10 protein-coding genes and 1 tRNA gene are annotated in these 11,456 nt (G+C 69.3%); 6 read left to right on the top strand and 5 right to left on the bottom strand.

Annotated elements, in window-relative coordinates:
* Nucleotides 1–352: 352 nt before the first annotated feature.
* The 3 genes from MFF21_RS13320 to MFF21_RS13310 all read left to right on the top strand — a co-directional run bounded on the left by MFF21_RS13320 (nucleotide 353) and on the right by MFF21_RS13310 (nucleotide 3,943).
* A complete protein-coding gene (locus MFF21_RS13320; protein WP_238311604.1) occupies nucleotides 353–1,645 on the top strand; it encodes a metallophosphoesterase family protein in 1,293 nt (430 codons plus the stop codon).
* A gap of 74 nt (nucleotides 1,646–1,719) precedes the next feature.
* Nucleotides 1,720–2,991, top strand: coding sequence for an arsenic transporter (locus MFF21_RS13315; RefSeq protein ID WP_238311603.1), 1,272 nt, complete (start codon nucleotides 1,720–1,722; stop codon nucleotides 2,989–2,991).
* A 22-nt stretch (nucleotides 2,992–3,013) separates the two neighbouring features.
* Nucleotides 3,014–3,943: a DMT family transporter gene (locus MFF21_RS13310; RefSeq protein WP_238311602.1), complete on the top strand. Its 930-nt coding sequence runs from the start codon at nucleotides 3,014–3,016 to the stop codon at nucleotides 3,941–3,943.
* Between the two features lie 101 nt (nucleotides 3,944–4,044).
* Here MFF21_RS13310 and MFF21_RS13305 read toward each other — a convergent pair.
* The 4 genes from MFF21_RS13305 to MFF21_RS13290 all read right to left on the bottom strand — a co-directional run bounded on the left by MFF21_RS13305 (nucleotide 4,045) and on the right by MFF21_RS13290 (nucleotide 8,514).
* A tRNA-Ser gene (locus MFF21_RS13305) sits at nucleotides 4,045–4,134 on the bottom strand.
* Nucleotides 4,135–4,294: 160 nt separating this feature from the next.
* The gene (locus tag MFF21_RS13300) at nucleotides 4,295–5,134 is read right to left on the bottom strand and encodes a class II glutamine amidotransferase (protein ID WP_238311601.1); all 840 of its coding nucleotides are present in this window, start codon (nucleotides 5,132–5,134) and stop codon (nucleotides 4,295–4,297) included.
* 133 nt (nucleotides 5,135–5,267) lie between these two features.
* Entirely contained in the window at nucleotides 5,268–7,037 is a 1,770-nt protein-coding gene (locus tag MFF21_RS13295; protein ID WP_238311600.1) for an N-acetylglutaminylglutamine amidotransferase, read from the bottom strand.
* Nucleotides 7,038–7,188: 151 nt separating this feature from the next.
* The gene (locus MFF21_RS13290) at nucleotides 7,189–8,514 is read right to left on the bottom strand and encodes an APC family permease (RefSeq protein ID WP_238311599.1); all 1,326 of its coding nucleotides are present in this window, start codon (nucleotides 8,512–8,514) and stop codon (nucleotides 7,189–7,191) included.
* 239 nt (nucleotides 8,515–8,753) lie between these two features.
* Between MFF21_RS13290 and MFF21_RS13285 the strand changes: the two genes are divergently transcribed.
* The 3 genes from MFF21_RS13285 to MFF21_RS13275 all read left to right on the top strand — a co-directional run bounded on the left by MFF21_RS13285 (nucleotide 8,754) and on the right by MFF21_RS13275 (nucleotide 11,036).
* The gene (locus tag MFF21_RS13285) at nucleotides 8,754–10,121 is read left to right on the top strand and encodes a glutamate--cysteine ligase (protein WP_238311598.1); all 1,368 of its coding nucleotides are present in this window, start codon (nucleotides 8,754–8,756) and stop codon (nucleotides 10,119–10,121) included.
* A 160-nt stretch (nucleotides 10,122–10,281) separates the two neighbouring features.
* Nucleotides 10,282–10,689 (top strand): hypothetical protein, encoded by a 408-nt coding sequence (locus MFF21_RS13280; protein ID WP_238311597.1) that lies wholly within the window; start codon nucleotides 10,282–10,284, stop codon nucleotides 10,687–10,689.
* Between the two features lie 74 nt (nucleotides 10,690–10,763).
* Nucleotides 10,764–11,036 carry a sulfurtransferase TusA family protein gene (locus MFF21_RS13275; RefSeq protein WP_238311596.1) on the top strand — a complete coding sequence of 91 codons (273 nt, stop codon included), beginning with the start codon at nucleotides 10,764–10,766 and terminating at the stop codon, nucleotides 11,034–11,036.
* Between the two features lie 197 nt (nucleotides 11,037–11,233).
* On the opposite strand, the gene MFF21_RS13270 is transcribed toward MFF21_RS13275, so the two are convergent.
* A complete protein-coding gene (locus MFF21_RS13270) occupies nucleotides 11,234–11,419 on the bottom strand; it encodes a twin transmembrane helix small protein (protein WP_238311595.1) in 186 nt (61 codons plus the stop codon).
* Nucleotides 11,420–11,456 lie beyond the last annotated feature (37 nt).

The raw sequence follows: 11,456 nt of genomic DNA, 5'->3' as shown, positions 1-11,456 counted from the left end.
GTGCGATGCTCTCGCCATCCGATTGAGGGGAGGCCGACTGGAGGCCCTGCGGCGCAGGCACGCCCGGTATCAGCGATTTCAATTAGATGGATCCGCCAATTCTTTTGCGATCTCTCCGGTGTTGCTGGTTTCGAGGCTATATTCTTTATTTCGTTTGCGATCACAGATTTGTGATGGATCGTTCGGGAACGAGGCCGGCGGCCGCAACTTGAGCCGCGGCTGCGCATCGCAGCGCTGCGTCCCGGCAGGGCCGGGGCAATCAACGACGGAGCCTGCGAGATGGAAAAGCGGAGCCCCTGTCCGGCCTCCGGCAGCCTGTTCGTGTGCACCGTCGTGAGCTCGGGTGCCTGAGATGGCCACCGCGAGCCCGAAGGCGAAAGCGAAAGGACGCGATCCCTTCGTCGCCCTGCATGTCGGCGACCTTCACCTGACGGGCCGCAATCAGGCCAATGCCCGTGACCTCGCTGCCATCCTCGACCAGATCGCGGGGATCGCGCCCCGCGACGCCTTCGACTTCGTCTATTTTCCCGGCGACATCGCGGAAGACGGGCGGGCTGGCCAATACGCGGTTCTACAGGCGGCCCTGAGGAGTCATCCGGCTCTGCCCATCCGGTTGATTCCGGGCGATCACGACCGCCAGCACGGTTCGATGAGCGCGTTTCACGAGCTGTTCCTGGCCGTCGCGGGAAGCCGACAGGGCGGCCGGCACGATCCGGTCACCAACGTCCTCCCCCAGCCTGAGGTCGAGCAGGACGTTTCGCAATACTACTATGCCGAGACATTCTCGGGCGTGCACTGCCTGTTCCTGGACATGGTCAGCGCCGGCTTCGGCCGTAAAGGCATCGGCCTCGACTTCCGCCTCGGCTGCCCGCAAACCGACTGGCTCTCGGACGAGATCACGGCCGCGGCCGATCGTGGGCAGCCCTGCGCCGTGTTCATGCACGCCTATCCTGACGACCTGCGCGTGCTGGGGGATCGACTGGACGTTGCCGGGCTGATCTGGGAGGGCCGGGTGCGCCTCGTGGAGATGGGCCACACCCATTACAACGAGTTGGCGCATGACGGGCGCACCCTTTACGCGGCGGCCCGCTCCGTCGGCCAGAATGAGGACGGCTCGGTCGGCTACGGGGTCCTGGCCATCGACGGCCCCGTGACGAGCTGGCGCTTCCGGGCGCTGGACCGGACGCTGCCCTTCGTCCTGATCACCAGCCCCGCCGACCGCCGGCTCGCGACCCGGCCGGCCACGCCGCTGAGCAGTGGAATGACCCGTGATGCACGGGGACGCATCCGCGTGCGTGCTCTCGTGCTCTCCGACCGGGAGCTGCTCGTCTGCCGCTGCCGTGTCGACAGGGGGGCATGGACGCCGATGAAGCGCGTCTCGGCCCGCAGCTTCGAGGCCCGGATCCCCTGGCCTCCGGGCGCGAGAAGCCTCCAGGTCGAGGCGGCGGACGCGCGCTGGTCGGGACACGGGCCGGATTTCGTCGACACCGACGTGATCGAGCCGCCCGACATGGCCGCATGTCCCCTGGGTGAGCCGCCCATCCCCGACCGGCCGGGCAGCGACGTTTTCCGGATCCGGGCGTGGCTTCAGAAGGGCGTGCGCGGCGACCAGCTCGGCCCCAACCGGGCCGGACGCCAATGGTAAGCGGCACGCTCCGAGACACCCGCGCCGGCCATGCGCCGGCCACTCACCCTTCCCGATGATGAGAGACGACGATCGTGGCTGCCGCTTGGGGGCTTCCCCTCCACCTGACGACCTGGATCATCGCCGCACTGGCGACCCTCGGCGTGATCTTGCGCCCCTTTTCCTGGCCCGAGGCGATCTGGGCGGCCTTGGGCGCCCTCCTGCTCGTCGTCCTCGGCCTGATGCCCTGGCAGGTGGCCCTGCAGGGCGTCGCCAAGGGTACCGACGTCTACCTGTTCCTCGTCGGCATGATGCTGCTCTCGGAGATCGCCCGGAAGGAGGGGCTGTTCGACTGGCTCGCCGCCCATGCTGTGCGGGCCGCTAAGGGCTCGGCGACCCGGCTGTTCCTGCTCGTCTACGCCGTCGGCACGGTGGTGACGGTGTTCCTGTCGAACGACGCTTGCGCCGTGGTGCTGACGCCCGCCGTCTTCGCCGCCACCAAGGCGGCCGGGGTCAAGGAGCCGCTGCCCTACCTGTTCGTCTGCGCCTTCATCGCGAACGCCGCCAGCTTCGTGCTGCCGATCTCCAACCCCGCCAACCTCGTCGTGTTCGCGGAACACATGCCCCCTCTCGGGCGCTGGCTCGCGACCTTCACCCTTCCCTCCGTGCTGGCCATCGTGGCGACCTATGTCGCCCTGCGCCTCACCCAGAACGCGCGGCTCAAGGGCGAGACGGTCGCCACCGACGTCGAGACACCCCGCCTCGTGCTCGGCGGCAAGGTCGCCGCCTTCGGCATCGTCGCCACCGGCGCGGCGCTGATCGGCGCCTCCGCGGCGGGTCTCGAGCTCGGCCTGCCGACCTTCATTGCCGGCCTCGCCACCAGCCTCGTCGTCCTCCTGATCAACCGCGGCGGCCTGGTGGAGGTCGTGAAGGACGTGTCCTGGAGCGTGCTGCCGCTGGTGGCGGGTCTGTTCGTGCTCGTCGAGGCGCTGGAGAAGACCGGCGTCCTCAAAATGCTTGCCGACCTGTTGCAGCGGGCCGCGCAGGGCGATCCCGACGCGACCGCCTGGGCCGGCGGGGCCATCGTCGCCTTCGGCTCCAACCTCGTGAACAACCTGCCGGCGGGCCTCCTGGCGGGTGCGGCGGTTCAGGCGGCCCATGTGCAGGAAAAGGTCGCCGGGGCGATCCTGATCGGCGTCGATCTCGGGCCGAACCTCTCGGTCACCGGCTCCCTGGCGACCATCCTCTGGCTCACCGCGATCCGGCGCGAGGGCGAGGACGTGTCGGCCTTCGCCTTCCTGAAGCTCGGATTCCTCATAATGCCGCCGGCCCTCGCCCTGGCACTCGCCGCCCTGATCCTCGTCTGATCCCGCCCCGGAGAGTGCCCGCGTGACCGCCGCCCTGCTCTATCCCTTCATCATCGTGGCGGGCGCCCTCCAGGCGCTCGGCAATTCCATGAACGCGCAGCTGCGTGGGCGCCTGGTCAACCCGTTCCTGGCGGCCTCCGTCTCCTTCCTGCCCATCGTCTTCGTCTTCGCGACGCTGTTCCTGCTGATGCCGACGCCGCTGCCGAGCCTCAACAGCCTCGCGGCCATGCCGTGGTACGCGCCGCTCGGCGGCGTGGCGGGCGCGGTGGCGGTGTTCGGCGGCCTCGCCTTCGTCGACAAGGTCGGCGCCGGCCCCTTCAACGGCCTGACGCTGACCGCCAACATCCTGACCTCGCTGGCGATGGATTCCCTCGGCCTCTTCGGTCTGCAGGGCGGCGGCTTCAAGCTCATGCCCTGGCTCGGAGGCCTGCTCATGGCTGTGGGCGTGACCTTCATCGCCCGGGTCACCCCCGACAAGGGCGCTGCGAAGGAGGCCGGCCATGGCCTGAACCCGAGGCTGCTCTACCCCTTCATCGTCGTCGCGGGCGCGCTCCAGGCCATCGGCGTCGTCTGGAACGCGCAGCTGCGCGGTGCCCTGGTGAACCCGTGGCTCGCGGCGCTCGTCTCGTTCCTGCCCGTGGTGTTCGTCTTCGTGCTGGTCTTCCTGCTGCGCCCGAAGCCGCTGCCGCAGCGAAGCGACATCGAGGGTGTGCGCTGGTGGATGCCGCTCGCCGGTCTCACCGGCGCGGTGGCGGTGTTCGCCGGCCTGCTCTTCGTCGACAAGGTCGGCGCCGGCGCCTTCAACGGCCTCCTGATCACCGCCAACCTCCTGACCTCGGTGGCGCTCGACCATTTCGGCTGGGTCGGCATGAAGCAGGTGCGGGCCGGCCCGTCGCGGCTCGGCGGCGCCGCGCTGATGGTGGCCGGTATCGTCCTCATTTCGCTCTTCTGACGAGCCGGAGGCGATGCGGATCGGCCCGTATCCCGAAGGCCGTGACGGGCTCGGGGGCTCATGTCATCGAGGGGGAATGACGTCGCGATGGGAAGAAGATCTGGCGGAGGGAGCGGGATTCGAACCCGCGATACCGTTGCCGGTATACACACTTTCCAGGCGTGCGCCTTCAACCACTCGGCCACCCCTCCTGATCCGAAGGCCGGTCGGGGGCTGGCGGCCTTTTGGGGCTGAGCCTCGCTGCGAACCGGGCGGCGGATCCGGTGCGTCTACAGGCGGGCGGCGCCGCTTGCAAGCCGTGATCGGCCTTCCGAATGGGATTGCGTAAGCGCTTCCGGCAGACCGACGCGCTCAGGCGCTCGCCTGAAGCTGCAGGCGGGGCAGGCCGGCTCGGGGGGCGAGGCCATAATCCTGCAGGCCGACGATCTCGACCCGCTCGTCCTTGCGGGCGATCAGCACGCTGTTGCCCGGCACGGGGACCCAGGTGGCGTGGTCCTGGTCGAGGGGCTCGGAGGCCACCACCACGCCATCCTCGGACTGGCGGTAATACAGGCTGTTGGCGGGTTCGTTGGCGGCGTAGCGGAAGGCGTATAGGTCGCGGCCGTCGGCGAGCGCCGCGGTGAAGCGGAAGGGCAGGCCGCCATCGCTGCCGCCCACCAATTCCGTCAGGGCGGAGAGCATCCGCGCGGTGGCCTCGACGGGGTCGCGGTAGGGCTCCGGCCCCATCAGCCCGCTGCCGAGCAGAGCGAGGAACATCGCCTCCGAATCCGTGGAGCCGGCACGGGCCGGATAGAGCTCGTCCGGGATCAGCGTCTCGATTGGCCGTCGCAGACGGGCCCAGTCGGCGATGTAGCCGTTATGCATGAACAGCCAGGGCCCGCAGGCGAAGGGATGGCAGTTCGGCCGGGTGATCGGCGTGCCGGTGGCCGCCCGCACATGGGCGAAGAACAGGTGCGAATGCAGGTGGCGGCACAGGGAGCGCAGGTTGTCGTCCGACCAGGCCGGCTGCACCTCGCGATAGCGGCCCGGCTCCGAATGGTCGCCGTACCAGCCCAGCCCGAAGCCGTCGCCGTTGGTCGCCGCCGTCGATTCGAGCGCCTTGATGCTCTGCGAGACGAGGGAATGGGCCGGCTCGGTGACGTAATGCTCCAGCGGGATGGTGCGGCCCCGATAGGCGATCCAGCGGCACATGCGGGTCGATTCCCTCGTCGTCCGGCCTCAGGCCGCCGCCCTTCGGCGACGATCGTGGAGAAACCGCGTCAGCTTGAGCGCGGGCGATTTCCCCGGGCGGCCTGCCTGCCGGGGCAACGCGGTCGGTGCAGGATCAGATGCCGTGGCTCTGCAGCCAGGCCTCCAGCAGCGCGACCTGCCAGAGCTTGGAATTGCCCTTCGGTGTCAGGGTCCCGTCCGGGTCGGCCAGCAGGTGGTCGACATAGGCGCGGTTGAACAGCCCCCGATGCCGGGCCGCCGGCTCGTCGAGCACGTCGCGCACGTAGTCCAGGAACGGGCCGCGGATGTGCTTGAGGGCGGGAACGGGAAAATAGCCCTTCTTCCGGTCGATCACCTCTGCGGGCACCACCGTCCGGGCCGCTTCCTTCAGGATGTGCTTGCCCTCGCCCTTCACCTTCAGCTCCGCCGGGATTCGGGCCGCGAGTTCCACCAGCTCGTGGTCGAGAAAGGGCACCCGCGCCTCGAGCCCGCAGGCCATGGTCATGTTGTCGACCCGCTTGACCGGATCGTCGACGAGCATGATGCGCTGATCGAGCTCCAGGGTCTTGTCGATGGCGCTTCGGCTGTTCGAGGCGGCGAAGAACGCCGCGATGTAGTCGCGGCTATCATCGCCGTTCACGAAGTCCGGGGCGAGCGCCTGCTTCATCTCCGTGTGGTCGCGGTCGAAATAGGCTTTCGCGTAGTCGCCGACCGGATCGGTCGAGCCCATCAGCTTCGGATACCAGTGATAGCCGCCGAAGACCTCGTCGGCGCCCTGGCCGCTCTGGATCACCTTCACGTGCTTCGACACCTCCTGAGAGAGCAGCAGGAAGGCGACGGCGTCGTGGCTCATCTGCGGCTCGGCCATGGCGTGGATCGCGAGCGGCAGGGCGTCGAGGGTGCGGGCGCCATCGACAACGAGCTTGGTATGGTCGGTCTCGAATTCCCGGGCGATGATGTCGGAATACTTGAACTCGTCGCCCTCGACGCCGTTCACGGCGTCGAAGCCGACCGAAAACGTCTTCAGGCCGGTCTGCCCCTTCTTTGCCAGCAGGGCCACGATGATCGAGGAATCGAGGCCGCCCGAGAGCAGCACGCCGGTCGGCACGTCGGCGATCTGGCGGCGCTCCACCGCCGTGCCGAGGGAGTCGAGCACCGCGTCGCGCCAATCGGCCTCGCTCATCCCGCGGTCCGCGTCGCGGGGGCCGATGGTGAGCCTCCAGTAGGTCTCTTCCCGGCGCTCGCCGTTGGGCTCGATCGTCAGGATGGTGGCCGGATGCAGCTTGCGCACGCCCTTCAGGATGGTGAGCGGCGCCGGCACGCCCGCGTGCCAGCTCATGTAGTGGTGGAGCGCGCGCGGGTCGATCGCGGTGTCGACGTCGCCGGCCGCCAGGAGTGCGGGCAGCGAGGAAGCGAAGCGGAAGCGCTTTCGCGCCTCGCTGTAATAGAGCGGCTTGATGCCGAGCCGGTCGCGGGCAAGCACAACGCGGCCGGAATCGCGCTCATGCACGGCGAAGGCGAACATGCCGAGGAAGCGCGTCACGCAATCCCTGCCCCAGGCATGATAGGCCTTGAGCACCACCTCCGTGTCGCTGGTCGAGAAGAAGCGGTAGCCGATCGCCGTCAGCGCCTCGCGCAGGGCCGGATAGTTGTAGATGCAGCCGTTGAAGACGATGGCGAGCCCGAGTTCGGGATCGACCATCGGCTGCTGCCCCGCCTCCGACAGGTCGATGATCTTCAGGCGGCAATGGCCGAAAAGCACCCCGCCCTGGCCGTGGATCCCTCCGGCATCCGGCCCGCGCGGGTGCAACTCCCGCATCATCGCGCGGATCGCCGAGGGATCGGCCGCGCCGTCGAAGCTGATCTCTCCGCAGATGCCGCACATCGCTCACCCTCGCCTTCGGTGGCCGCCCGAGTGGACGAACCTCGACCGGCAGAACGGGGGCGCGCGCCGGGTGTTCCCATCCGTCCGCGATTGCCCCGGCATGGGATCGCCCGCGCGATGTCCGGGCCTGCCCGCCCGTTCAGGCCGGTTTCTAGGCTTTGCGCGGTGTCGCGCGGCGGACGAGGGCGAGGCCGGCGCCCATCCAGGCAAGCACGAGGAGCGGCCAGAGCGGGCCGGGCCAGGCGGGCGGTGGGTAGAGGCTGTTGAGGAGCGGCCAAGCCAGGAGCAGACTCCCCGCAAAACCCGTCACGCTCCAGCCCCAGCGCCGCTCCCGCGCCGCCAGCACGCCCTGGGCGAGGCCCACGGCCACGTAGACGAGAATGAGCACCAGGGTGGCGGTGGTGGCACAGGCCTCGCTGAAGGCCCGCGATCCGGCGAAGCTCCCGAAGACGATCAGCAGGAGCAGGTTGAGGCCGCCGACGAATCGGATCGCGGTTCGCGGCGCCCCGTGGGCGGGATCGATCTCGGCGAAACGGCCCCCGAGGCCGGCCCCGCCCAGCGCGTAGAGGATGCGGGCTGCCGCGGTCGCCGTGCCCAGCGCGCAGGCCAGCGAGCTGACGCCCGCGGCGAGGTCGAGGAAGATGCCGTAGCTCCGGGAGAGGTAACGCTCGGACAGCGTGTCGAGCGGTGCGGGCGCCGTGCCGAGGGCTTCGATGCCCATGCGCCCGTAGCCGAGCACCTGCGCGTAGGAGACGAGCGCGTAGAGCAGCGTCGCTGCGATCAGCGAGCCGAGGATTGCGCGGGGAATCGCCCGATGCGGGTCGCTGGTCTCTTCGGCGACCGTCGCCGCGCCCTCGAAGCCGGCGAGCGAGAGCACGGCGAAGACCATGCCGAAGCCGAGCCCGGAGAGACCGCGCGCCGGATCGGGCCAGAACGGCTCGGCCGTCAGCGGCACGCTCGCCAGGATCACCCCGGCCAGAACCACGATCGCCAGCACCGCCGCCACTTCGATGGCGAGCATCACCGCCGTGGCCTGCCGGATCTCCCGGCCGCCCAGCACGATCACCAGGGTGCCCCCGGAGAGCGCGATGGCGAGCCAGAGCCAGGGATGGCTGAGGCCCAGATGCGCGAGCCCCACCGCGAGGAAGCCGCCGATCAGCGAGGTCGCAGAGGCGAGGAAGGCAAGATAGGCGAGCAGCAGTCCCCACCCCGCCACGAACCCCCAGCGCCGGCCGAATACGGCGCCGACATAGGCCTGGGCCGATCCGGCGCTCGCGATCCGGCGGCTGAAAGCGACGAAGGAGAGGCCGATCAGCCCCATCGCCGCCCCGCCGACGAGGAAGGCGAGCGGCGCCGCCTGTCCCGCTGCCTGCACCGACAGGGAGACGTTGAAGGCCATGGCGAGTGTCGGCGCGATGATTGCCAGGGAGAGCACGAAGGCCTGGAAGCCGGTCAGGGTGCGCCGAAACTGCGTCATGCGATCGAGGGTTGTCGTGTGGGCGCCGGATGTCACCCCCCCCTGCCGGGAGCCCGCGAGGCGTGTCCTTGGAGCCATGCTTCCGGTGTCATTCACCTATGCGAAGCGCGGCCGCGTTGTCCGCCCTTGAAGCCTCCTCTATGGACACGACATTCCGAGCGGCCGCCGCCGGTCACCGCCCGGAGGCGGGCTCCGGCGCGTCCGTCTTCAACGATCGACGTTTCCCGGCGAGGCAGCGCATGGCGCGCGATACGTCCGACACCACCCCGCTCACCACGCGGGACGAGCTGATCGAGTGGTTCTCCGCCGGGGAGAAACCCGCGGATTCGTTCGCCATCGGCACCGAGCACGAGAAGGTCCCCTTCTATCGCGCGACCCGCCAGCCGGTGCCCTATGGCGGCGACACCGGCATCCGCGCCCTGCTCGAGGGGCTCGGCCGTGAGACCGGCTGGGAGCCGATCCTCGATGCGGGCAACATCATCGGCCTCGCAGGCGCCGAAGGCGGAGCGATCTCCATCGAGCCCGGCGGCCAGTTCGAACTCTCCGGCGCGCCGCTCCCCGACGTGCACGCCACCGTGGCCGAACTCTCCGAGCATCTCGCCGCGGTGAAGCGCGCTGCCGATCCCCTCGGCATCGGTTTCCTCGATCTCGGCATGAGCCCGAAATGGACGCGGGAAGAGACCCCGCTGATGCCGAAGAGCCGCTATCGCATCATGCATGCCTACATGCCGAAAGTCGGCAGCCTCGGCCTCGACATGATGCTGCGCACCGCCACCGTGCAGGTGAACGTGGATTTCTGCAGCGAGGCCGACATGGCCCGCAAGATGCGCGTCAGCCTCGCCCTGCAGCCGATCGCCACCGCGCTCTTCGCCAACTCGCCCTTCACCGATGGGCGCCCCAACGGCTTCCTCTCCCGCCGCTCGGAGATCTGGCGCGACACCGATGCCGACCGCACCGGCATGCTGTCCTTCGCCTTCGACGAAGGCTTCGGCTACGAGGCCTATGTCGACTGGCTGCTCGACGTGCCGATGTATTTCGTAAAGCGCGGCGAGACTTATCACGACGTGGCCGGCGCCTCCTTCCGCGACCTGATGGCCGGCCGGTTAGCGCAATTGCCCGGCGAGCGCGCCACGGTTTCGGACTGGGCGAACCACGCCTCCACGGTGTTCCCGGAGGTGCGGCTCAAGCGCTTTCTGGAGATGCGCGGGGCCGATGTCGGCGACGCGGGGATGATCGCGGCCCAGGCCGCCTTCTGGACCGGCCTGCTCTACGACGAGGCGGCCCTCGACGCGGCCTGGGATCTGGTGAAGGGCTGGAGCGCTTCGGAGCGAGAGGCGATGCGCTCCGGAGTGCCTCGCCTCGGCTTCAAAGTCTGTATCGACGGGCGCTGCCTCGGTACGGTCGCGGCAGAGGCCATCGCCATCGCCCGTCGGGGCCTGCAGGCGCGGGCGCGCCGCGACGCCTCCGGTCGCGACGAGACGATCTACCTTCAGCCCCTGGAAGAGATTATCGCCGCCGGCCGCAGCCATGCGGAGGATCTGCTCGCCGCCTACGAGGGCCCCTGGGAGCGCTCCGTCGATCCGGCCTTCGACACCTGCACGTTCTGAGGCGCGATTCCGTCCCTCTTCCTCCCCGCCCGCCTGCCCGTCATGTGCGGTTCGGCACCGGAGCCGCGCGCCCGCGCGTGAGGCAGGCGCAAGCACAGGAACGGTTTGTCATAGGTTATCGTTTGTGCGGTGGAAGATTCACTGACGGAGTTCTGCTCCCATGTCGCGCATCCGCACCTTCGCCGTCGCCGGCCTCGGCGTCGCGGCGATGACCTTCACCACCTTCGTCCCCGTCCAGGCCGCGCCGCTTCCCGCCGCGGGCAAGGGTCTGGTCGGCGGTGTCAACGGCACCGTGGACCAAGTCCATTGGCGCCGGGGCTATTACGGCGGCTACGGCTATCGCCGCGGCAATGTCGGCGGCGCTCTCTTCGCCGGCGCTGCCCTCGGCCTGATCGGGGGTGCCCTCGCGGCGAGTGCCGCCCGCCGGGACTACTATTACGGCGGCTACGGCTACCCGGCCTATGGTTACGGCTATTACGGCCGTCCCGTCGGCTACGGCTATTACGGGCGCCCGGTGAGCTACGGCTACTACGGCGGCTATCCGGGCTATTACGGCTGGGGCTACTGAGCTGCCCTACGGACGCTTCGATCGCGCCCTGCTGCCCTCGAGGCGGTGGGGCGTTTTCGTGCTATCGGGCCGGCATGCCCCCGGCCGACGCCCCTGCCCTCGAACTCGACCTCGTCGGCCTGCGCTGCCCCCTGCCGGCGCTGCGCACCCGCAAGGCCTTGCGGGCGTTGAGGCCGGGCCAGCGCCTCGTCGTCCGCGCCAGCGATCCCCTGGCCGGCCTTGATATCCCCAACGCCGTCCGGGAGGAGGGGGATCGGGTCGAGGACCAATCCCGTGAGGGGGCCGTCTTCCGCTTCCTCCTCCTGCGGCTTCCCCGTCCGGGCGAGGCAAGCCACCCCGCCGCCTGAATGCGCGGCCACCGGCTCCCTTGTCATCGCGCGGCGAGGATGGATCGGCGTGCGGACACCGTCCTCATCGCTGCATTGCCGTGCCCGACGAAGGGAGACGGCGGCTGCTTCGCAACGCCCCGCGTCACCCCTCGTGAGCGGTTCCTCGCGCCATGCCACAAGCGTGAAAAACGCGCGGATCTGTCGATGCCCCTGCCTCAGGCGCCCCGCCACCAGATGACGCCCATGATGAACAGGATGGCGAAGAACTGAAGCAGCACGCGCAGGCGCATCAGTTTCTGCGAGAGATTCGCGCTGCCCCCGCGCAACATGTTGACGAGGCCGAAGAGCAGCACGACGGCCACCGCGAGGCAGGCGATCAGGACGAGGGTGTCGGCGGACATCGGGAGTCGGATCTCTCGCGGTGGAGGCGGCCGCGCT

Origin of the sequence: Methylobacterium organophilum (genome assembly GCF_022179465.1) — a bacterium.
GTDB classification, from domain to species: domain Bacteria; phylum Pseudomonadota; class Alphaproteobacteria; order Rhizobiales; family Beijerinckiaceae; genus Methylobacterium; species Methylobacterium organophilum.
Note: the sequence above shows the minus strand (reverse complement) of the source record. Positions and strands in the feature narration are given on the sequence as shown.

Bases quoted from the DNA above. Each gene is read 5' to 3' on its own strand.
- MFF21_RS13285 (WP_238311598.1), top strand. From the start codon at position 8,754: ATGGCGCGCGATACGTCCGACACCACCCCGCTCACCACGCGGGACGAG.
- MFF21_RS13295 (WP_238311600.1), bottom strand. From the start codon at position 7,037: ATGTGCGGCATCTGCGGAGAGATCAGCTTCGACGGCGCGGCCGATCCC.
- MFF21_RS13320 (WP_238311604.1), top strand. From the start codon at position 353: ATGGCCACCGCGAGCCCGAAGGCGAAAGCGAAAGGACGCGATCCCTTC.
- MFF21_RS13270 (WP_238311595.1), bottom strand. From the start codon at position 11,419: ATGTCCGCCGACACCCTCGTCCTGATCGCCTGCCTCGCGGTGGCCGTC.
- MFF21_RS13275 (WP_238311596.1), top strand. From the start codon at position 10,764: ATGCCCCCGGCCGACGCCCCTGCCCTCGAACTCGACCTCGTCGGCCTG.
- MFF21_RS13280 (WP_238311597.1), top strand. From the start codon at position 10,282: ATGTCGCGCATCCGCACCTTCGCCGTCGCCGGCCTCGGCGTCGCGGCG.
- MFF21_RS13290 (WP_238311599.1), bottom strand. From the start codon at position 8,514: ATGACGCAGTTTCGGCGCACCCTGACCGGCTTCCAGGCCTTCGTGCTC.
- MFF21_RS13300 (WP_238311601.1), bottom strand. From the start codon at position 5,134: ATGTGCCGCTGGATCGCCTATCGGGGCCGCACCATCCCGCTGGAGCAT.